The sequence below is a fragment of the Roseovarius sp. 10 genome (assembly GCF_033100315.1).
In the GTDB taxonomy this organism is placed as follows: domain Bacteria; phylum Pseudomonadota; class Alphaproteobacteria; order Rhodobacterales; family Rhodobacteraceae; genus M30B80.
The window spans coordinates 384,244-406,367 of record NZ_JAWLVH010000001.1 but is presented as its reverse complement, the minus strand read 5'-3'; the positions used below and the strand labels follow the sequence as shown (position 1 = coordinate 406,367).

The window sequence follows — 22,124 nt, the reverse complement described above, 5'->3', positions numbered from 1 at the left end:
TGAGAGGGCGTTACCGCATGACCAAAACGGGGGCCTTGCAGGATTGGATCATCTGCGTGGTGGTTGAACCGATCATCAATTGGCGCACACGGCTGTGGCCATAGGCCCCCATCACCAAGAGATCATGGGCAGCGCCACTGCTGCTGTCACTGTCACAGAGCCGCGCAAGCAGGTGCTCGGGCTCGCCCGCCTCGATCAGGATGTCAGCGCCCATGCCTGCCGCGGTCAGACGATTTTTTGCCGCCTCAAGCGCCGTGATCTGTTCGGCGCTTGGTGTTCCCGCAAAAACCAAAGTGACGGCGCGCTTTGAAAACGCGGGCAAAGTGGCGACATAATCGACTGCCTTTGTGGCAGAGACCCCACCATCAAATGCGATCAAAAGTTTAGAAATAGGGGCAAAGCTGCGATTGGCGATTAAGACGGGGCGGTGCGCGCTGCGCAAAATCCGTTCTAGGTTTGACCCCAAATGCGCCATGGCGTGGCTTGCAGCCTCGCCACGTTTGCCGATCATGATCATTTCAGCCGCTTGTTCTTTGTCAGCCACCGTATCGACAAGATCCCCCTGCCGCAGGCGGGTTTCGACCTCGACCCCCTCGGCGCTGATAAGGGCAGCGGCATCCTCTAGCACAGCGCGGCCTTGCTCTTGGGCCAATTTCGCGCGGGCTTCGTCCATTTGTGACAGCTCGGCCAAAAGGCGGCTGCGCGCACCAAGTCGAATTGCGCCGCTATAATCTCCCCGATCATGCCCCGACCGGCGACCTAAGATGTGATAAAGCTTGACCTTCCACGCGTTCTGCCCCGCGATCCATGCTGCGTAATGGCACAGGCTTTCGGAATAGGCCGAGGCATCCACAAGCGCCATCAGGTTTGGTTTATCGGTCATCACACAATCCCCTTAATGGCCCGTCAGCGCATCCAAAGCGCCTGGTTTGTCATGAATGGCAAGTTTATCAACGATGGTCTCTGAGGCCTCGTTTAGGCCGATGACCTCAACCTCAGCACCCTCGCGGCGGAATTTCAAAATCGCCATATCCAAGGCGGCTACGGATGAAATATCCCAGATATGGGCATGGGTCAGATCAATGGTGACACGATCTAAGGCTTCTCGGAAATCAAAGGCCTTCATAAAATCTTCGGAGGAGGCAAAGAAAAGCTGGCCTTCAATCCGATAGTTGCGATGGCGTCCATCGGCCGTGATGCTCGATGTAACGCGAAAGAGCTGCGAGATTTTCCACGCAAAGAAAATGCCAGACAGAAGCACCCCAACCAAAACGCCAATTGCAAGGTTGTGCGTGTAAATCACAAAGAACACGGTTGCCAACATCACGATAGAGGAGGATTTGGGATGCTCGCGCAAATTGGTGATGGATGACCATGAAAATGTGCCAATCGACACCATGATCATAATCGCGACCAAGGCGGGCATGGGGATAATCGCCACGATGTCACCAAGCGAGACGCAGAGAATCAACAAGAAAATTCCCGCCACAAAGGTCGAAAGCCGTCCCCGCCCGCCTGATTTTACATTGATAATCGACTGCCCAATCATGGCGCAGCCCGCCATCCCGCCGATGAACCCGGTGGCAGAATTGGCCAGACCTTGGCCGATGCATTCTTGATTGCGATCTGACGCTGTGTCGGTCAGATCATCCACAATCTGCTGGGTCATCAGGCTTTCCAACAGGCCCACAACCGCAACGGCGAGTGAATACGGGAAAATGATCTGCAATGTTTCAAAAGTCAGCGGGATATCAGGGATCAAAAATACGGGCAGCGTGTCAGGCAATTGCCCCATATCGCCTACAGTGCGCACATCCCACCCCATGAAGACACATAGCGCCGTCAACACGATGATCGTGACAAGGGGTGATGGAACAGCCCGCGTCAGGCGCGGAAATAGATAGATGATCGCAAGCCCCGCCGCGACCAAGGGATAGGTCAAAATCGGTACATTGCGCGGGTCAAGTTCGGGCAATTGCGCCATGAAGATCAAAATGGCCAAGGCGTTCACAAAGCCCGTCATGACGGATTTTGAAACAAAGCGCATCACATAGCCAAGCCGCAAAAGACCCGCCATGATTTGCAAAAGGCCCGCCAAAACAGTGGCCGCCAAGAGATATTGCAGCCCGTGATCGCGCACCAATGTCACCATCAAAACGGCGGTGGCGGCGGTGGCCGCCGAAATCATGCCAGGCCGCCCGCCTGTGATTGCGCAAATCACCGCGATGGAGAAACTGGCGTAAAGCCCTACTTTGGGGTCAACACCTGCAATGATGGAAAAGGCGATTGCCTCAGGGATCAGGGCCAAGGCCACAACCAATCCTGACAAAAGATCGCCACGGATATTATGCGTCCATTCATGGCGGTAATGCGCGAGAGATATCATCAAATCTAGTCCCTTGCCGGCCTTGGAATGCCAAGGCGGGGTCATGTCCGATCAGCGTGATCAAGCGTTGATTTTGGCCGTGAGGGGCCGGTGCGCCCCTCTGCTGTTCGGGCGGGTTTTAGGGGGAAATGCCGAACTTGCCAAGCCCAGAGGGCAAAGTCGCATTTTGGCTTGAGTTCGTGATGGCCGATGCTAACTCTGCCAGACATGCAGCATAGCCGTGCCATAAATCCTGATCCCGCCGCTTTTGCGGATGTGTTTTTGAAAAGCTTCACCGCCTCTGAAGGGGCGGAGGAGGGGGGATTTGTATCAACACTGGCCGCTGACTTGATCAAAACTACCCCAGAAAATGACATTGCAGCCTTTGCCGCCCATGAGGGCGATCTGTGCGTGGGCGCGGTGATTTTCACGCGGCTCTATTTTCCGCAGACGAGTAGGATTGTGTTCTTACTCTCGCCAATGGCGGTATTGCCAAACCATCAGGGGCAGGGCGTGGGGCAGGGGTTGATTGCCTACGCCCTTTCACAGTTGGTGGGCGATATCGTGGTCACATATGGTGACCCTGCGTTTTACGGAAAGACGGGGTTTGCGGCCATTGACCCTGTGGTTTTGCCCGCACCTTACCCGTTAAGCCAACCGCAAGGGTGGATTGAACAATCCTTGACAAAGGCCCCGATTTTACCGCTAGAAGGCCCCGCAACCTGCGCGCCTGCCTTGCGAAACCCCGCATATTGGTAGGCCCCACCACCAACGCGGTAATGATGTGACCCAGACCCTCACCCACAATGCCCGCCTCAGCGTGGCGCCCATGATGGATTGGACGGATCGGCATTGTCGTTATTTCCATCGTCTGATGTCGCGTCACGCTTTGCTTTATACCGAAATGGTGACCTCCGCCGCTTTGGTGAATGGGGAGGCTGCACGGCATTTGACCTATGATGCGGCCGAGCATCCCGTTGCGCTGCAATTGGGGGGCTCTGATCCTTCTGAATTGGCGCAGGCGGTGAAAATTGCTGCGCCCTATGGGTATGATGAGATCAATCTCAATGTGGGGTGCCCGTCTGATCGGGTGCAATCAGGGTGTTTTGGGGCGGTTTTGATGAAGACCCCACAGCTTGTTGCGGATTGCGTGCGGGCCATGCAGGATGCTGCGACTGTCGAGGTGACTGTGAAATGCCGCATCGGGGTGGATGATCAAAACCCCGCCGAAATTTTGCCCGCATTTTTGAAACAGATGGCAGAGGCAGGGGTCAGGCGTCTGACAATTCATGCACGCAAAGCGTGGCTTGAGGGGCTAAGCCCCAAGGAAAACCGCACCATCCCGCCGCTTGATTACGCCTTGGTGCGGCGCATGAAGGAAGAATTTCCGAACCTGCATCTATCAATCAATGGCGGTGTTGAGGATCTAGACGCGGTCGCATCCCACCTTAGGGATGGTCTTGATGGGGTGATGGTTGGGCGCGCGGCCTATCATAGCCCTTATGTGATCTTGGGCCACGCGGATGCAGTGGTTTTTGATGACCCGCGCACAGTGCTGTCGGCGCATGAGGTGGCCGAGGCGATGATCCCCTATGCCGAGCGTCATATCGCGCAAGGCGGGCGGTTGCATCATGTGACGCGTCATATTTTGGGGCTATTTGCGGGGCAGCCTGGCGCGCGCGCATGGCGGCGTATTTTGTCGACCGAGGCACAAACAGCCGATGCAAGCCCCAAGGTGATTGCGCGCGCGATGCAGATGATGCGTGAGCCTGCCTAGCTCTGCACCCGTGCCGCGCGCCCGCCACGGCGCTTGCTCAAAAGATTTGCGCGGCTTGGCAGGGCTTTCATGATGTCCGCGCGTTCTTCGGGTGACTTGCGGCCCCATGTGCTGATTTCATCAATCGTGCGATAGCATCCTGTGCAAATCCGTTCGGTCGGATGAACAAGGCAGATTTTTATGCAAGGCGAAGCGATTTCTTCGCGCGACCAAACCTCATCCACCATTGCCTGCCCTGCCTCTATTCTGCGCTGCGGATTACCCGCATGCGATCCAGTGATCCTTGCAATATATAGCTTGCGGCGACCGCATCAATCACCTCGGCGCGACGTTTTCGGGACGTATCCGCCTCTAAAAGCGCCCTTTCTGCGGCCACAGTGGATAATCTTTCATCCCAAAACGCGGCGGGCAAATGCGACAGCCCCTCAAATCGGCCGATATTGCGCAAAAAAGCGCGGGTTGATTGGGCGCGGGGGCCTTCGCTGCCATCCATATTGCGGGGCAGGCCAAGGATGAGGCCGCGAATATCGCGTGCCGCCACCAGTTTCGCCAATTCTGCGGCGTCTTGGGTGAATTTCTCGCGCTTGATTGTGACCAACGGGGTTGCAACGCTTTGGAACAAATCGCTGATGGCAATGCCAATGGTTTTGGTGCCAAAATCCAAACCCAAAATCGCGGCAGGCGGCGGGGTGGCCGCTGCAAAGTCGTGAAGGTCGACAAAACCCTCGGTCATTGGGGCAGGCCTGCCTCGGCATTGTCGAGCACTGCCGCAGCGCCGTCTTGGCCCGCAAAATTTGCGCGCGCCTCAGCCAGAATTGTGCGCGCCTCATCAAGGCGGCCCAGAACCCCCAAGGCCGTAATCAGCTGTGCATATTCTTCAACAGTGCCACCCTCATTGGCCAAACGGGCCGATAAATTGCCAATCATGCCTTCAATCATTGCAGCGCGATCTTCGGCGCTCATTTGACCTGCGGCTTCCATTTGCGCGGCATCGGGGCCGCGAAGAGGGGCGTCTTCACGGCGGGGTTGAGGCAGGTCATCCACATTGATGGGATCACCCGCAAGAAAGGCCACTTCTTCAATCTGCAAGCGGATGGGTTCAAGCCATGGCGCATCAGGCGTGCTTTCGGCCAAAAGAGTGCGCCAGATTGTATAAGCCAGATCAGGGCGCCCCCCTTGGGCATACATGAGGCCCATGTAATAGCGCGCGGTTCCATTGCGCGGCTCTTGCGCGATGGTGTCGGTCAACACGGCCTCAGCCTCGGGTGAAACATACCCGCCCGCCGCCAAAATCATCATTTCGGCCAGATTGGCCCTTGCGGCCACACCCTCGGGGGTTTCTGGGGCAAGCAGGCCGACAAGCTGTTCTTGCGCGGCAACGGCAGCCTCGAAATTGCCAAGGCGCAACTCGTTTTCCGCCAAGAGGCGCCATCCTGTTGGATCATCGCGCCGCTCGGCCATTATCGCGCGCAAACGTTCAACCAAGGCCTCAAGTTCTGGGTTTTCGGGGATGGCAGGGCGGGCCGACACCGAAGCCTCGGCCACCGCCTCGGCCTGTGAGGGGCGGGTGGCGCGATTTTCTTCAATCCGTTCAATGCGGGTTGCAATCGGCATATCTGGATAATTGGGCACCCCCAATTGCGCATAGACCAAAACCGCAAGGGCCAATGTCGCAACCAAACCCACAGGGATCAAAACCTTGCCATTGGCGAGGCCCGTTCCCGCCTCTTGGGCCGCTTGCAGGGCGCGATCTGCCTCAATCAGGCGGCGTGAAACTTCGGCGCGGGCGCGTTCTGCATCTTGCGGCGATAGCACGCCACGCGCTTCATCGCGCTCAAGTTCCTGCAATTGGTCGCGATAGACCTGCACATCATAGGCTTCGGTTGGGGTTGTCGCGGATACGCCGCGCAGAAAAGCACGCAGCAAAATCAAGATAGCTGCCACAGAAATTGCAGCAGTTGCGATCCAGAAAACCATCAAGCCTATTCTCCCGCGAATGTCGTCTTGGCTCAGATGTAAGCCCTTGGCCCGCAGATCAAAAGCATAATCGTGACACAAAGCCGCGACCATCTTGCGCAGGCCCGCAAAGCGCGGCAAGAAATGCAGGAATTGCGTTTTGCATCTGGTCGTTTTTGCGCGCAAATATGCCGCCCGCAGTATCCTTTTGCGTCCCGAACAGGGCCAAACAGGGGCAAGTTTTCAGGAGTGTCTTTCGCCATGCGCCACTATTCTGTCTTTGCCATCGTCAAAGAGGCATTGGGATATCACCAAGGTTGGGAGCGCGCGTGGCGCAACCCAACACCAAAGGCCCAGTATGACGCGATCATCATTGGCGCAGGCGGCCATGGTTTGGCCACGGCCTATTACTTGGGTAAGAATTTTGGCATCACCAATGTAGCGGTGATTGAAAAGGGCTGGCTTGGCGGCGGGAACACGGGGCGCAACACCACGATCATTCGCTCGAACTATCTCCAAGACCCATCTGCCGCGATCTATGAGAAATCGCGCAGCCTTTATGAAACCCTGAGCCAAGATTTGAACTATAACATCATGTTCAGCCCGCGTGGCGTGATCATGTTGGCGCAGACCGAGCATGAAAAGCGCGGCTATTTGCGCACGGCACACGCAAATTCGCTGCAGGGCGTTGAGACACGCTTCATCACCCCGCGCGAGGTCAAAGAACTTTGCCCGATCATCCATCTTGAGGGGCCGCGTTATCCTGTTTTGGGCGGTCTGTGGCAGGCGCGCGGCGGCACGGCGCGCCACGATGCGGTGGCTTGGGGCTATGCGCGGGCCTGTTCCGCGATGGGGATGGACATCATCCAACAATGCGAGGTCACAGCCATCCACCGTGAAAATGGCGCGGTCAGCGCGATTGAAACCACCAAGGGCCGCATTGGGTGCAATAAATTGGGCATCGTGGTGGCGGGTCATTCCAGCCATGTGGCCGACATGGCAGGCTTCCGTCTGCCCATTGAATCGGTTGCGCTGCAGGCGCTGGTGTCTGAACCTATTAAGCCCTGCATGGATGTGGTGGTTATGGCCAATACGGTGCATGGCTATATGAGCCAATCTGACAAAGGTGAAATGGTCATTGGCGGTGGTGCGGATGGCTATAACAACTACACACAACGCGGCTCTTTCCAGCATATCGAGGAAACAGTGCGCGCCTTGGTCGAGACATTCCCGATGATTTCGCGGCTTAAGATGCTGCGCCAATGGGGGGGGATTGTTGATATGACGGGGGATCGTTCCCCGATTATCTCGAAAACCCCTGTTGAGAATTGCTTCATCAACTGCGGTTGGGGCACAGGCGGGTTCAAGGCTATCCCCGGATCAGGTTGGGCGATGGCGGAACTTATGGCCAAAGGGCATTCACCCTTGGCCGATGAGTTCGGCTTAAACCGCTTCCGCGAGGGCCGCTTCATTGATGAAAGCGTGGCCGCAGGGGTGGCGCATTGATGCCTGCCTTGATGTTTAAGATTTACCAAAGCGAGGTTCAGCTATGCTGCTTTTGACCTGCCCTTATTGCGGTGTCTCCGCCGATGAGACTGAACTTTCCCCAGGCGGTGAGGCGCATCTCAAACGCTTTGGCCCAGGATCTTCGGATGAGGATTTTGAAGGCTATTTGTTCATGCGGCACAACCAAAAGGGCGTGCATTTTGAACGTTGGCGGCACACATATGGCTGTGGCAAATGGTTCTTGGCGGCGCGCTGCACCGCGACCCTAGAGGTGTTTGGAACCTATAGCGCACAAACGCCCGAACCCCCCAAAGAGATTATTGCAAAGATACAGGCAAAACGCCCTGATTGGAGCCTGACATGAGCCATCGTTTGCCTCAAGGCGGCCGTCTGATCGACAAGGCCCGCACGGTTTCTTTTGAATTTAACGGCCAGAAAATGCGCGGGCTTGCGGGCGATACGCTGGCCTCTGCGCTTTTGGCGGAAGATCAGATGTTGGTGGGCCGCTCGTTCAAATATCACCGCCCGCGTGGCATTGTGGCCTCGGGCGCGGAAGAACCAAACGCGCTTGTTGGTTTGGGCCGTGATGCGCGGTTTGAGCCGAACCAACGCGTGACCACCACCGAATTGTTCGAAGGACTTGAGGCGCAAAGCCAAAACCACTGGCCGAGCCTTGAGAACGATATCGGCGTGGTGAACAATTACCTCGCGCCGTTCTTGCCTGCGGGCTTTTATTACAAGACATTCATTCACCCGCGCCCGTTTTGGAAACATGTGTTTGAACCCATTATCCGTCAATCCGCGGGTTTGGGCAAAGCCCCCAAAGATCGCGATGCAGATCGTTACGAGCATTTCTACGCCCATGTTGATCTGCTGATTATCGGCGGCGGTATTGCAGGGCTTCAGGCTGCGTTGGACGCAGGCAAGCAAGGCAAGCGGGTGCTTTTGGTTGAACAAACCGCCCATTGGGGTGGCCGTGCCCCTGTCGATGGGATCGAATTGGGCGGTAAATCTGCGGATGAATGGATCACCGCAACATTGACCGCCCTTGGTAAGATGAAGAATGTCACCTTGCGCACCCGCACAATGGGGGCAGGGGTCTATGATCACGGCTATGCCTTGGCCTATGAGCGCGTGACGGATCACGCGCCGAGCCTTGATGCCCCCCGTCATCGCTTGTGGCGTATTCGCGCCGCACGCATCATCACCGCGACAGGTGCAATCGAGCGCCCGCTGTCTTTTGCAGGCAATGATATTCCAGGCGTGATGTTGGCCAGCGCCCTGCGCGATTACATCGTCAATTATGGCGTGGCTGCGGGCAAGCGTATCGTGATTGCCACCAATAATGATGATGGCTATCGCAGTGCTTTGGTCGCCAAAGAGGCGGGTCTTGAGGTTGCAGCCGTTATCGACCCACGCCCCGATGCGACAGGCGATTTGATTGAAGCCGCCCGTTCTGCGGGGATTGCGATCAAGCAGGGGATGGCCATTGCAGAGGCGCAAGGGGGCAAGCGTGTCACGGGCGTGAAAATCTGCGCGCAAGACAGCGATGGCAGCACGGGCGAGGTCATCGCCTGTGATGCGGTCGGCATGTCGGGCGGATGGTCGCCTGTGGTGCATCTGTGGTCACATTGCGGTGGCAAGCTGATTTGGGATGAGGCACAGGCCTGTTTCCGACCCGATCCCGCCCGCCCGCCGCTCAGCCATGATGGCGAAGGGTTTGTTTTCGTTGCGGGGGCGGCAGACGGGCATTCCACCGCAGCTGCGTCTTTGAAATCCGCGCAGGCGGCTGTTGCGGCCGCCACGGGCCAAGCGGTGAAATCGCGCCTGCCTAAAGTGGTGGAGCCTGAATTGGGGGCCTTGGCCCCGATTTGGATCATGCCCGCCCGCGCACCCATTCAGAAACGCGCAAAAATGTGGCTTGATTTCCAAAACGATGTGAAAGTGTCTGACGTTCAGTTGGCCGCGCGCGAGGGTTATGAAAGCGTTGAGCATACCAAACGCTATACCACATTGGGCATGGCAACCGATCAAGGAAAGCTAAGCAATATCAATGGCCTTGCGGTGCTTGCTGATGCACTTCAGGCGCAAATCCCTGCTGTGGGAACCACCACATTCCGCCCACCCTATACGCCCATTTCCATGGGGGCCATCGCAGGCGAGGCGCGTGGTGCGGTGTTCCAACCGCTGCGCCGCACCCCGATCTTTGACTGGCACGTTGAACATGGCGCCGATTTTGAGCCTGTGGGTCAGTGGCGGCGCCCCTATTGCTATCCACGGGCGGGCGAAGATCGCCACGCAGCCGTGACCCGCGAGATCAATGCCACCCGCGGCTCGCTTGGTCTGCTTGATGCATCGACCTTGGGCAAGATCATCGTCAAAGGGCCTGATGCGGGGCGGTTCATGGATATGCTCTACACCAATATGATGAGCACCCTGAAACCGGGCCGCTGCCGCTATGGTCTTATGTGCAATGAGAACGGCTTTTTGATGGATGACGGCGTTGTGGCCCGTCTCGATGAAGAGACGTTCCTCGTGCATACCACCACAGGCGGGGCTGATCACATCCACGCGCATATGGAAGATTGGCTGCAATGCGAATGGTGGGACTTTAAGGTATACACGGCCAATGTGACCGAAAGATGGGCACAGGTGGCCGTGGTTGGCCCAAATGCGCGCAAGCTGTTGGAAAAGCTCGGCTCTGATACGGATTTGTCGGCAGAAGCCTTGCCCTTTATGGCGTGGACAGATGCGAAAATCGGCGGGTTTGAGGCGCGGGTGTTCCGTATTTCCTTCTCGGGTGAGCTGTCCTTTGAAATCGCTGTCCCTGGAAGTCAGGGATTGGATTTCTGGAAAAGCCTGATTGAGGCGGGCGCAGAATGGAACATCACCCCCTATGGCACCGAAGGGCTGCATGTCATGCGGGCCGAAAAGGGCTTTATCATGATCGGGGATGAAACCGATGGCACGGTCATCCCACAGGATTTGGGCCTTGATTGGGCGATTTCCAAAAAGAAAGAGGATTATTTGGGCAAACGCGCACAGGCGCGGAGTTTCATGGATAATCCCGATCGGTGGAAATTGGTCGGTCTTGAGACGCTGGATGGTGGGGTTCTGCCAGATGGTGCCTATGTGATCCGCGCAGGCAAAAACGCCAATGGTCAGAACAATGTCCAAGGGCGGGTGACATCGACCTATTATTCACCAACCCTAAAACGCGGGATCGCAATGGCGCTGATCCATAATGGCCCTGATCGCATGGGCGAAGTGGTGAATCTCACCGATGGTAAGGGTGGTCAGATCAAGGCACGGATTTGTTCGACCATCTTCTTTGATCCCGAGGGGGAGAAGCAAAATGTCTGATCTCAGCACCCTAACACCTTATGTCAGCGTCAGCGAACTGCCGCTGCAAGGTATGATCACCTTGCGCGCAGATCTGTCCCAGAAAACAGTGGCGACAGCGGTCAAGGCCATCACAGGCCTTGCCATGCCCGCCCCGCGCGCAATCCTTGAGAAGGGTGCCTATGGGGTCGCATGGATGTCACATGACGAGGTGATGATCCTCTGCCCCTATGCGGAATGCGCGGCCCATGTCGCCACCTTGGACAAGAAATTGGCCAAGCTGCATCATTTGGCGCTGGATATGTCTGATGCGCGCGCGGTGTTTGAGATCACCGCACCCACAGCGGGCGCATTGCGCGATTGTTTGGCCAAATTGATGCCCGCAGATTTTCATCCCGACAGTTTTGGGGTCGGTGAATTGCGCCGCAGTCGCGTGGCACAGGCCGCTGCCGCAGTTTGGCTAACCGATCCAAAAACAGCACGGCTTTTTGCGTTTCGTTCGGTCAAGCAATACGTCCATGACCTGCTGCGCGTCTCTGGCGCAAAAGGCGGCGAGGTGGGGTATTTCTGATCTGCCCCCCCTTGACCTTTGGGGGCGATGCCCTCCATCTGTGGTCTAGAAATTGAAACCGCGAGACGAGGGGATAAACCCATGGCTTTTACACTTCCTGACCTGCCCTATGCCCATGATGCGCTTGCCGCAAAGGGGATGTCGGCCGAGACATTGGAATTCCACCACGACCTGCACCACAAGGCCTATGTCGATAATGGCAATAAGCTGATTGCAGGCACCGAATGGGAAGGCAAATCTGTTGAAGAAATCATCACAGGCACCTATCAGGCAGGCGCTGTGGCCCAAAACGGCATCTTCAATAATGCAAGCCAGCATTGGAACCATGTGCAGTTCTGGGAAATGATGGGGCCGGGGTCATCGGCCATGCCATCGGAATTGGAAAAGGCACTGGTTGACAGCTTTGGCTCGGTTGATCAGTTCAAGGCTGATTTCGCCGCCGCAGGCGCGGGTCAGTTTGGCGCGGGCTGGTGCTGGTTGGTGCAGGACAAAGACGGCAGCCTCAAGGTCACCAAGACCGAAAACGGCGTGAACCCGCTCTGCTTTGGTCAAACAGCCCTTCTGGGCTGTGATGTGTGGGAACATTCTTATTACATCGACTACCGCAACAAGCGCCCTGCCTATTTGGACAATTTCCTGAACAACCTCGTGAATTGGGAAAACGTGGCTTCGCGGATGAAGTGAGGCAGTTCACGGCCTAAGACGAAACAGAACCCCTCGCGAAAGCGGGGGGTTTTTTGTTTCCCTTTGGATTTCAGGCGAAGGGGGAAATCTATCGCAAGTGCCCCCCTTGACCTCCCCCAAATTCCTCCCTCACATACGGGCGCAACCACGGAACCGAAGGCGATGCTTCATGACAGAGGCCACCAAAGGCGTTTTGGCGATGGTGGGGGCCTGTGTGATTTGGGGCTTCTCCGCGCTTTACTATAAATTATTGGCCGATATCCCGCCGTTGGAGGTTTTGGCGCATCGCACGCTGTGGTCGGTCTTTGTCTTTATTGGCGTGCTTGCGTTGCAATCGCGACTGGGTGAATTGCGCCGCGCCTTGTCGGGCGGGCGGTCGTTTTTATTGATCGGGGCTGCGGCCTTGATGATTTCAACAAATTGGTTTTTCTTCATTTTTTCCATCCAAACAGGCCATTTGATGCAAAGCTCGCTTGGCTATTACATCTTTCCTTTGGTGGCTGTGGCGCTTGGTGCGATTGTGTTGAAAGAGCGCCTTTCGCGGTCAAAAAAAATCGCCGTTCTTTTGGCGGCCATTGCGGTTGTGCAATTGACCCTCGGTCTTGGGGTGGCGCCATGGATTTCGCTGATCTTGGCCTTCACATTCGGCCTTTATGGTCTGATCAAACGCTATGTCGCGGCGGGGCCGGTTGTATCGGTCACGGCTGAGGTGTTTTTGCTGATGCCAATCGCGCTTGCCTATCTGGTCTGGTTGGGGCGGGTTGAGGGCGTCTTTGGCGCTGATCTGATCCAATCGGGGCTGTTGATCTTGTCTGGCCCTTTGACCGCGGCACCTTTGATTTTGTTCTCCTACGCGTCAAAGCGTGCGGCCCTCTCAACGATTGGTTTGGTGCAATATCTGAACCCCACGCTGCAATTCACGATTGCCGTGGTCATTTTTGGTGAGGTTCTCACCCTGTGGCACGCGATTGCCTTTGCGTTGATTTGGACAGGTCTTGCGATCTATTCGGTGGGGGCCATGCGCCCTCAGGCCGCGCGATAGGTGTTAAGCCGCGCCAAGATATCGGCAGGCGTATCTGCCGTTTCCACAAAGCCCAACAGGCTGGCATCGGCAAAGCCATCTGTGACCACATGGTGCAAAAGATCGGTCAGCCTGTCCCAATAGCCCGCGGTGTTCATGAGGATAATGGGCTTATCATGGAGGCCCAATTGCCGCCATGTCAGCACTTCAAAAAACTCGTCCAAGCTGCCAGCGCCACCTGGCATCATCACGACCGCATCGCAATTCATGAACATCACCTTTTTGCGCTCATGCATGGTTTCGGTGATAACAAAACGTGTCAGGTCGCGTTTGCCGACCTCACGCGCCATCAGATGAGTTGGGATGACCCCGAATGTGTCACCCCCTGCCTCTTGCGCGGCGCGGGCGATATGCCCCATCAGCCCGACATCACCCGCCCCGTAAACAAGGCGCATTCCCGCCCTTGCAATTGCAAGGCCTAAGTCACGCGCGGCCTTTGCATAAAGGGGATTTACCCCGTCCCGCGCGCCACAAAAGACACAAACTGAAAAATCGCGCATCGGGCCTATCCTTTGGTTTTTGCATATTGGGTTGGTTCTGTGATAGCCGCCTTCGGCAAAGGGCTCAACTGTTGCGGCGCTGTCAGTGTGACACAGTTTTGTGTCAGATAGGTTTCGCAACATCTTGCGGATGGTGCTAAGCGTGGTGCAATATCTGCGTAAGCCCTTGGGTTTGGGGATAAATCTATACGCCCGCAATGCGGTGCGATCATGAAGGTAGAAAATATGGCAAACGGGTCAAAAATGGCGGGCGGCTTGTCGGGGGTTGGGATGGGCATTATTGCCCTTGCCATCGCCGCTTTGGGTTTTTTGGGCTGGCAAGTGGTAAACGAAGACCGCGCTGGTGACGAGGCCGTAGCAGAGGTACCCGCCGTGGCAGATGACGCCACAAGCAGCACGGAAGCGCCAGAGCCCGCAGAAGAAGCGGCTGCGGAAGAGGCCAGTTCAGAGGCCACCGAAGAAACCTCGGCGACTGAGGAAACCGCCGCCACTGAGGAAACCGCTGGCACTGAGGAAACTGCAAGCGAAGAAACCGCTGGCACTGAGGAAACCGCCGCGACTGAGGAAACTGCAAGCGAAGAAACCACCGCGCCCGAGACATCTTCGGCTGCGCAAGTTGCGGCAGATGTCGCTGAGGCCGTGGTGACGACCACGCCTGTTTTGGATGTCATCCGTGTCTCGCCCGATGGCATGACCGTGATCGCCGGCAGCGCGATGCCAAATGCCGAGATTTATCTCTTGCTCGATGGGGTTGATAACGCTGATGCCGCTGCGGACCGCGCGGGCAATTTCGTGCTTTTGTCCAAACTTGCCCCTTCGGACAGTCCGCGTCTTTTGTCGGTCGAAGCGACCGATGAGACAGGTGCGCGGGTGGCTGCAGCACAAACCTTGGTCGTGGCGCCGATTGCCGCTCCAGTGACTGTTGCAGAGGCCACAGACGAGGCGGAAACAGTGACCCAAAGCACCACAACGCCCATCGTTTTGCAATCAGACGGGCAGGGCGTTTCCCTGGTGCAAGGTGGCAGCACTGATGGCGTGGCCCTCAGCATTGACACGGTCAGCTATTCCAGTGCGGGGGATGTTCAAATTGCGGGGCGTGCCGATAGCGGCGCTGCTTTGCGGGTTTACCTCAACAACGCGCTTGTGGCTGAGGTGACAGGCGGTGACGATGGCACATGGCGCGCCGATGTCGCCAATGTTGCCGCAGGGGCCTATGATCTGCGCGTGGATCAACTGGCCGCAGATGGCACAGTGATCGCGCGGTCTGAAACCCGCTTTATCCGCGAGGCTGCGGCTGAGATTGCAGATGCCGCAGGTGGTGCGCAAAACGCCATTCGTGTGGTAACGGTTGAACGCGGCTTTACGCTTTGGGGAATTGCCGAAAATATGTTGGGGTCTGGCTTTGACTATGTTCAGATTTTCAATGCCAACCGCGACCAAATTCGGGATCCCGATCTGATTTATCCGGGTCAGGTCTTCACCATCCCTGCGCAATAGGTCGCGGGGGCAGGGGCAGGATCGCACAAGCGGGGCTCTGGTCATCAGCGCCCCGCTTCTTTACGTTTGGGTCACCTGACCAAACCCGAGTCTCCAAATAATGACCGCACCACATACAAACGGGCCAGCGATTGATCCTGAAAGTCGCGCCTCTAGCATGATCACCTTGCGCAAGGTGGGGCCTTATCTCTGGCCCAAAGAGATGCCATGGGTGAAATATAGGGTTGTCTTTGCCCTTGCCGCCTTGGTGGTTGCCAAATTGGTCGCGGTTGCGGGGCCTTTTGCCTATAAGGCTGCTGTGGACGCGCTTGGGGGCGATGCCCCAAGCCCCGCTTGGGCCCTTGGCCTTGGGGCGGTTGGCCTGACTATCGCTTATGGGCTCGCGCGCGCGGGCAATGTTGGCTTTCAGCAATTGCGTGATGTGATTTTTGCCCGTGTTGGGCAGCGCGCCCTGCGCATGATTGCGATTGAAACCTTCCGTCATATCCATGCCTTATCGATGCGGTTTCACATCACGCGGCGCACAGGGGGCCTAAGCCGCATTATCGAGCGCGGGGTCAAGGGCGTAGATTTTCTTTTGCGGTTTTTGCTGTTCTCAATCGGGCCGCTGATCCTTGAATTACTGCTAACGGGGATCATCCTCGCCACGGTGTTTGACATCAGCTATTTGGCGGTTCTGATTGTCACCATTGCCCTCTATGTTTGGTTTACCTTTAAGGTGACAGAATGGCGCGTGAAAATTCGCCGCCAAATGAATGATCAGGACACCGATGCCAATCAAAAGGCGGTCGATAGTCTTTTGAACTTTGAAACCGTCAAATATTTCAACGCCGAAGAGCGTGAGGCACAGCGCTATGATCGCGCGATGGCGGGCTATGAAGAGGCGGCGATCAAGACCAATTACTCGCTTGGATTTCTAAACTTCGGCCAATCATTGATCATCACCACGGGTCTTGTGATTGTGATGATCATGGCGGCTTTGGGGGTTGAGCGGGGCGATTTGACTGTGGGTGATTTCGTCATGGTCAACGCGTTTATGATTCAAATCACCATGCCATTGAATTTCTTGGGCACAGTCTATCGCGAAATTCGACAGGCTTTGGTTGATATGGGCGAATTATTCACGCTGCTTGAGCAGCCCGCCGATGTGCATGACGCCGCTGATGCGCAAGTGCTGAAGGTCAGCCGTGGCAAGGTGGAATTCCGCGCCATTGATTTTTCATATGAAAGCACGCGCGCGATTTTGCACGGGGTGGATTTCACCCTAGAGGCGGGTCAAAGTGTGGCACTGGTTGGGCCGTCTGGTTCGGGAAAATCCACCATTGGGCGTTTATTGTTCCGCTTTTACGATCCCCAAAAGGGCCAGATTTTGATTGACGGGCAAGATGTCGCCAAGGTGACGCAAAGCTCGCTGCATGACGCCATTGGCGTGGTGCCGCAGGATACGGTTTTGTTCAATGATACGATTTTCTACAACATCGCCTATGGCCGGCCCGATGCCACCCGTGCCGAGGTAGAGGCCGCCGCAAAATCCGCGAAAATCCATGATTTCATCGAAAGCCTGCCCGAAGGCTATGAGACAATCGTGGGGGAGCGGGGGTTAAAGCTCTCTGGGGGTGAAAAGCAGCGCGTGGGAATTGCGCGCACCTTGTTGAAAGATCCCCCCATTCTTTTGCTCGATGAGGCGACATCGGCCCTTGATACGGAAACCGAGCGCGAGATTCAGGGCCAATTGCGCGCGCTTGGTCAAGGGCGCAGCGTGATCATGATTGCGCATCGCCTGTCGACTGTGGTGGATGCGGATTTGATCATGGTGCTTGAAAAAGGCGTTGTTGTAGAACGGGGACGCCACGATGATTTGGTTGCCGCAGGTGGCCGTTATGCGGCCATGTGGGCGCGTCAGATGAGTGAGCAGGAACGCGCGCCCCAATAAGGGGCGCGATTGTCTTTACTGTGCGGCGTGAACGGTCGGGCCTGCAGGTTTTGTCTTTTGATCTTCGGCTGTGTCATCCTCCCACAAGATGAGGGGGTTTGCCGTTTCCAATGCCGCGCGCGCCAAAGCGTAATCTTGGGTGCGTTGTGACAAGCGCGCCGCGCCAATGCGCGCCAAGGCCTGCGCAATCCAGCCTAAAATTTCATTCCACCAGACCCGCACCGCCAAAAGCGATGGCGTGAAGACCAAAGTCAGAACTGTGGCAATGCCCAATCCAAAGACCACTGCCGTGGCAAGGTTTTTCCACCACAGGGCAGTCGGGCTATCAATCGTGTAACCGCCATTTGCAAAATCAAGGCTGATGCCAAACATCATCGGCGCAAGCCCCGCCATCGTGGTGATGGTGGTCAAAAGAACAGGGCGAATGCGCGCCTCGACCGTGCGGATGATCGCCTCAATCGGGGCCAGATAGCGGCTATATTCTTGATAGGTGTCAATCAGAACAATGTTATTGTTCACCACAATACCCGCCAAGGCGACAATGCCCGTGCCCGTCATGATGATCGAAAAGCTTTGCCCCATGGTCAAAAGCCCGATCAATACCCCTGCGGTCGACAAGACAACCGCCAGAAGCACCAGAACCGAATTGTAAAACGAATTGAACTGCGCCAGCAGGATGATGAACATCAAGCCCAATGAGGCCGCAAAGGCCTGAGATAAGAAGGCCTGACTTTCGGCTTGCTCGGCTTGGTCGCCGCCCCATTGCCAATTCACGCCATCGGGCAAAATTGTGCCTGTTTCTAATGCGGCGGTGATATGGGCAATCCGTTCATTGGCCGTGATAGGCGTCAGGGTAACATCGCCGTTTAATGCATCGTCAAACTCGGCGCGGCTTACGCCTTCGGCCAAGGAATGAAGCACATAGTCGCGCCCATCTATGCTGAATTCAGCGGGCCTGTTGGCGTGTTCAGGCGCCGCATTGCGCAGCAATCCCAAGTCACGATCCCCGATCGTCACCCGCATAAGGCCCGAGATAACATCGGCCTTCACGTGAAAGATGCGCGATTGATCAAGGCGTTTGATCTCGGCCAAACGGCGCACGGGTTCCCATGTGACGAAATTTGACAGGGGCACCAATCCATCTGCGGTGCGCACGCGCAAAGTGTCTAGGGTCGACAGGACGCGGGCATCTTCTGGAAAACGCACGCGAATTTCAATCTCATCATCCGATGTCGGTACGCGCATCCGATCAAGCAAAATCCCGCGCGTGACCAATTGCACCATAGCGCCCACTGTGGCCACATTCGCGCCATAGCGGCCTGCGGCCTCGACATCGACATTGATCTGCCAATCAATCCCCGGAAGGGGCAGGGTATCTTCGATGAGGGTCAGCCCTTCGAGGCTCTCGAAATAGGCATGAACGTCTGCCGTAGCTTGCTGAAGCTGCACCCAGTCATCGCCTGTTAGTTCGAGATCAATCGGCTTGCCGTTGGCAGGGCCATTGGCCTGCTCGAATATCTCGGTATGGATGCCCGGAATGGTGTCCAACTCCGCTTGGATCGCATCAAGGATGATATTGCCATCGGCCCGCGTGCCCCAAGGGGCGAGGTCGATTTGAACCTGACCGATTGTGTCTTCAGGGGCGCTTGCGCCGCCTGTGTTATTGTTCAATCCGCCATCACCCGAAAAGGCAAAGACATCGCGCACGCCCTCGAACCCAAGCACCCGCGCCTCGACCTGTGCGACCAAAGCGTCTTTTTCTTCGACCGACAGATTGCCGCGCGCGCGCACATAGACAATTGCGTTTTCAGGCTCGGTCTCCACGAAGAAATCCACGCCGTTATTGTTGGCCCCGTAATAGCTGAAGGTCACGACAACAAAGCCCAAAACCGCGGCAATGGTCAAAACGGGGGCAAACGGGTTGCCCACCAAACGCTCGATCAGCAGGCCAAATCTTGTGCGTTTATATCCGCCCTCAACCCGTTCCACCACGCGCGGGCGGATCAATGTACCCATGACAACCGACATGGCCAAACCTGTAACCGAAAAAGCCAAAACGCCCGGCAGAATCGCAAGAAGGGCGGGGGTGTCTGGCCCTGCGCCACCGCCACGCATAACCATCAAAGCGGATTGAAACAGGGCAAACCCCACCACAACCGCAAGAGCGATGCGAATGGCGCGACTTGGCACAAGGCGCATCAACAGCACACCAAAGCGATCCGCGCTGCGCGATAGACGGGCGGCAACGCCCCCCATCACGGGCAGATAGACCAGCGCTACAATCAGAGAGGCCGAGAGAACAAAGATCAACGTGACGGGGAGCATCCCCATAAATTCACCCGGAACCCCAGGCCAGAATAGCATCGGCAGAAAGGCGCAAAGCGTGGTCGCAGTTGAAGATATAACGGGCCAGAACATCCGCTTTGCGGCATCAGTATAGGCCTGCATAGGGCGCGCGCCCTCAGCAAGGCGTTTGTCGGCATATTCGACCACAACAATCGCGCCATCAACGAGCATCCCAACGGCCAAGATCAGGCCGAACATCACGATATTTGAAACCGCGATGCCCATGATGCCCAGAAAGATAAAGCACAATAAGAATGAGGTGGGGATGGCAAAGCCCACAAGAAGCGCCGATCTTGTGCCAAGCGTGGCCAGAACAACGATCATCACAAGCGCGATTGCAGTCAAAACCGACCCTTCAAGCTGTGCCACCATCGAGGCCACGGTTTTGGATTGATCCAAGGAGGTGGTGATATGAACGGCGGCGCGTAATTCTTCGGGCCATTCCGCCTCGAAGGCGGCCACTTCTTGGCGCACCAATTCGGCGGTGTCTATAATGTTAAACCCTTGGCGTTTGACGACCTGAAGCGCAATCGTGGGGTTTCCGTTAAAGCGCGCAGCGCCCGTGCGATCCTCATAGGTGAGGCGAATTTGCGCCAAATCCCCTAAGGTCACAACGCGGTCACCATTTACCTTGACGGGCAAATCATAAACGTCTTGCGGACTTTCAAACGAGGATGGAATGCGCACAGATAAGGCACCCGTTGGGGTGTCGACCACGCCTGCCGCGATCAATTGGTTGTTGTTCACAACTGCCGAAATCAATTCCTGCGCCGTGACATTATAGGCCTCTAGCGAGAGCGGGTCGATCAAGACCTCCAACATCTCATCGCGCGCGCCTGCAATCCCCGCCTCCAAAATAGGCGACAACCCCTCAAGCCGTGTTTGCAAATCCTGCGCAAGGCGGATCAATGTGCGCTCGGGCGCGTTGCCAGACAGCGCCACGATGATGATTGGAAATTCCGAAAAATTGATTTCATTGATGGAATAGTTCTCCGCCCCTTGCGGGAATTGCGTCTCGGCGCGGTTCATGGCATCGCGCACATCGGCAATGGTTGCGGATTTATCCCATCCAAATTCAAACTCGATAAAGATCCCCGCATACCCTTCGGCGGCGGTGGAGTTGATGGATTTCAATCCATCGAGATCTTGAAACTCGGCCTCCATCGGACGCACCAATTGGCGCTCGCTATCCTCTGCGGAAATGCCGGGGAAGGGGACAGAAACAAACAAACCGGGAATATCAATGTCAGGTTCACCCTCTTTGGGCAGTCCGACATAGGCGGCCGCACCAACTGTCAGCGACAAAACGATAAAGGCCACGACCATCCGCGCACGGGCGGCGGCCCAATCGATGATCCCGGTCATTGTGCCCCTCCAAGCGCGGATCGCGCTGCATCAATCGTGGCATTTTGGCCTGCGGGTATGTCATGGATCGAGACAGGCACGACCTGCCCCCCGTTTGAGACAAATTCCTGCCCTACGATGATAATGTCGACCTGCTCAGGCAGCCCTGTGACTAAGGCCCCATCAGGCGTGTCACGCAGGAGGGTGACGGGGTAAAATGCAACGAGATTATCTTCGGCCACCACACGCAGCCCCAAATCACCCTGATCATCCAAAGTCAGCGCAGAACTTGGCACCAAATGGGCGGCTGTCCCTTCGGTGGCAATGGCGATATCGGCACTTTGGCCATCCCCAATGCTGAGATCGGGGTTTTCTGCCTCAATCTCAACGCGGAAGGTGCGGGTTTGCGGATCAGCGGAACGCGCGACAAATCGCACAATTCCGTCCACCTCACGCCCATCCACCAGCCGCGTGGTTGCCGTTTGGCCGATGCTGATGCGCGCCAATTCAGCCTCGGGCAGGAACCCAACGAATTTGATGGGATCAAGATCAATCACCGTGGCGCATAATGCGCCCGGCTGCATCAATGTGCCCAGTTCCGCGGTGTCGCTTTCCAACAGCCCGTTGAAGGGGGCGCGGATTTCTACGCGGGCCAATTCTTCGGCGGCGCGATCAATGGCCGCCTCAGCCGAGCGCAAGGCGGCCTCTGCACTGCTGAGGCTGGCTGAGGCGCTGGCCGCGCGTGTCTCAGAGGCAAAACCGCTCTCATTCAGGCGGGTTGCGGCATTGGCGTCAATTTGCGCGGCTGCAAGTTGCGCCTCAGCGGTGCTGCGCGCGGCCTCAGCCTCGGCGAGGGCTGCGGCGCGGGTGCCTTCATCGATTTGGCACAGAATATCACCTGCGGTCACGGATTGGCCCGCCTTGATCGGGTCTGAAATAATCCGACCCGAGGTTTCTGCGCGAATCTCAACAAAGCGCGCGGCCTCGGATCGTCCGCGCAGACGCACGGCATCGGAAATCACCTCAGCGCGGCTTGGCAAAATCACCACGCGCATCGCATCCCCAAATGTGCCGCTGTCCATTTGCGCGGCCTCAGCCGCCGCAGGGCTTTCACTGTCGCGCCCCATCAAGGCATCGCGCTGAAAAATAAGCACATAAAGCGCCGCGCAGACCAAAAGGGCCGTGATGACTGGAAAAATGCGCATTAAATAACCTCTTTTCG

General features: G+C 56.6%; 18 protein-coding genes. 10 read left to right on the top strand and 8 right to left on the bottom strand.

Going from position 1 to position 22,124, the window contains the following annotated elements; translation table 11 throughout:
- Positions 1 to 10: 10 nt before the first annotated feature.
- The gene (locus RYZ18_RS01955; protein WP_317654698.1) at positions 11 to 883 is read right to left on the bottom strand and encodes a universal stress protein; all 873 of its coding nucleotides are present in this window, start codon (positions 881 to 883) and stop codon (positions 11 to 13) included.
- A 12-nt stretch (positions 884 to 895) separates the two neighbouring features.
- Positions 896 to 2,386, bottom strand: a complete 1,491-nt coding sequence (locus RYZ18_RS01950; RefSeq protein ID WP_317655790.1) for a SulP family inorganic anion transporter — start codon at positions 2,384 to 2,386, stop codon at positions 896 to 898.
- 189 nt (positions 2,387 to 2,575) lie between these two features.
- Here RYZ18_RS01950 and RYZ18_RS01945 point away from each other — a divergent pair, with 189 nt between their 5' ends.
- Together RYZ18_RS01945 and dusA are read left to right on the top strand one after the other, a co-directional pair.
- On the top strand, positions 2,576 to 3,124 hold the full coding sequence (locus RYZ18_RS01945) for a GNAT family N-acetyltransferase (RefSeq protein ID WP_317654697.1): 549 nt from the start codon (positions 2,576 to 2,578) through the stop codon (positions 3,122 to 3,124).
- A 25-nt stretch (positions 3,125 to 3,149) separates the two neighbouring features.
- Positions 3,150 to 4,142: a tRNA dihydrouridine(20/20a) synthase DusA gene (gene dusA, locus RYZ18_RS01940; RefSeq protein ID WP_317654696.1), complete on the top strand. Its 993-nt coding sequence runs from the start codon at positions 3,150 to 3,152 to the stop codon at positions 4,140 to 4,142.
- Here the strand turns inward: dusA and RYZ18_RS01935 are convergent.
- From RYZ18_RS01935 to ccmI, 3 genes are read right to left on the bottom strand one after another with little or no spacing between them, the layout of a single operon-like run.
- A complete protein-coding gene (locus RYZ18_RS01935) occupies positions 4,139 to 4,369 on the bottom strand; it encodes a DUF1289 domain-containing protein (protein ID WP_317654695.1) in 231 nt (76 codons plus the stop codon). The two genes, dusA and RYZ18_RS01935, sit on opposite strands and share 4 nt — an antisense overlap.
- 14 nt (positions 4,370 to 4,383) lie before the next feature.
- Positions 4,384 to 4,875 (bottom strand): Holliday junction resolvase RuvX, encoded by a 492-nt coding sequence (ruvX, locus tag RYZ18_RS01930; protein ID WP_317654694.1) that lies wholly within the window; start codon positions 4,873 to 4,875, stop codon positions 4,384 to 4,386.
- Entirely contained in the window at positions 4,872 to 6,212 is a 1,341-nt protein-coding gene (gene ccmI, locus RYZ18_RS01925; RefSeq protein ID WP_317654693.1) for a c-type cytochrome biogenesis protein CcmI, read from the bottom strand. Before ccmI ends, ruvX begins: the two co-directional genes overlap by 4 nt.
- Before the next feature lie 147 nt (positions 6,213 to 6,359).
- Here ccmI and RYZ18_RS01920 point away from each other — a divergent pair, with 147 nt between their 5' ends.
- The 6 genes from RYZ18_RS01920 (at position 6,360) to rarD (ending at position 13,243) form a co-directional block, all read left to right on the top strand.
- Positions 6,360 to 7,604, top strand: a complete 1,245-nt coding sequence (locus RYZ18_RS01920; protein ID WP_317654692.1) for a sarcosine oxidase subunit beta family protein — start codon at positions 6,360 to 6,362, stop codon at positions 7,602 to 7,604.
- Between the two features lie 43 nt (positions 7,605 to 7,647).
- Positions 7,648 to 7,968: a sarcosine oxidase subunit delta gene (locus RYZ18_RS01915; protein ID WP_317654691.1), complete on the top strand. Its 321-nt coding sequence runs from the start codon at positions 7,648 to 7,650 to the stop codon at positions 7,966 to 7,968.
- Positions 7,965 to 10,967: a sarcosine oxidase subunit alpha family protein gene (locus RYZ18_RS01910; RefSeq protein ID WP_317654690.1), complete on the top strand. Its 3,003-nt coding sequence runs from the start codon at positions 7,965 to 7,967 to the stop codon at positions 10,965 to 10,967. Before RYZ18_RS01915 ends, RYZ18_RS01910 begins: the two co-directional genes overlap by 4 nt.
- Positions 10,960 to 11,517 carry a sarcosine oxidase subunit gamma gene (locus RYZ18_RS01905; RefSeq protein ID WP_317654689.1) on the top strand — a complete coding sequence of 186 codons (558 nt, stop codon included), beginning with the start codon at positions 10,960 to 10,962 and terminating at the stop codon, positions 11,515 to 11,517. Before RYZ18_RS01910 ends, RYZ18_RS01905 begins: the two co-directional genes overlap by 8 nt.
- 81 nt (positions 11,518 to 11,598) lie before the next feature.
- The gene (locus RYZ18_RS01900) at positions 11,599 to 12,201 is read left to right on the top strand and encodes a superoxide dismutase (protein WP_317654688.1); all 603 of its coding nucleotides are present in this window, start codon (positions 11,599 to 11,601) and stop codon (positions 12,199 to 12,201) included.
- Between the two features lie 169 nt (positions 12,202 to 12,370).
- Positions 12,371 to 13,243 (top strand): EamA family transporter RarD, encoded by an 873-nt coding sequence (gene rarD / locus RYZ18_RS01895; RefSeq protein WP_317654687.1) that lies wholly within the window; start codon positions 12,371 to 12,373, stop codon positions 13,241 to 13,243.
- Here rarD and RYZ18_RS01890 read toward each other — a convergent pair.
- Positions 13,228 to 13,782 (bottom strand): TIGR00730 family Rossman fold protein, encoded by a 555-nt coding sequence (locus RYZ18_RS01890; RefSeq protein WP_317654686.1) that lies wholly within the window; start codon positions 13,780 to 13,782, stop codon positions 13,228 to 13,230. The genes rarD and RYZ18_RS01890 overlap by 16 nt on opposite strands.
- 210 nt (positions 13,783 to 13,992) lie before the next feature.
- On the opposite strand from RYZ18_RS01890, the gene RYZ18_RS01885 reads away from it, so the two are divergent.
- Together RYZ18_RS01885 and RYZ18_RS01880 are read left to right on the top strand one after the other, a co-directional pair.
- Complete coding sequence (locus RYZ18_RS01885) at positions 13,993 to 15,279, top strand: LysM peptidoglycan-binding domain-containing protein (RefSeq protein ID WP_317654685.1); 1,287 nt, start codon at positions 13,993 to 13,995, stop codon at positions 15,277 to 15,279.
- A 157-nt stretch (positions 15,280 to 15,436) separates the two neighbouring features.
- Positions 15,437 to 17,212: an ABC transporter ATP-binding protein/permease gene (locus RYZ18_RS01880; protein ID WP_317655789.1), complete on the top strand. Its 1,776-nt coding sequence runs from the start codon at positions 15,437 to 15,439 to the stop codon at positions 17,210 to 17,212.
- A gap of 15 nt (positions 17,213 to 17,227) precedes the next feature.
- On the opposite strand, the gene RYZ18_RS01875 is transcribed toward RYZ18_RS01880, so the two are convergent.
- A complete protein-coding gene (locus RYZ18_RS01875) occupies positions 17,228 to 20,923 on the bottom strand; it encodes an efflux RND transporter permease subunit (RefSeq protein ID WP_317654684.1) in 3,696 nt (1,231 codons plus the stop codon).
- Complete coding sequence (locus tag RYZ18_RS01870; protein ID WP_317654683.1) at positions 20,920 to 22,107, bottom strand: efflux RND transporter periplasmic adaptor subunit; 1,188 nt, start codon at positions 22,105 to 22,107, stop codon at positions 20,920 to 20,922. Before RYZ18_RS01870 ends, RYZ18_RS01875 begins: the two co-directional genes overlap by 4 nt.
- Positions 22,108 to 22,124 lie beyond the last annotated feature (17 nt).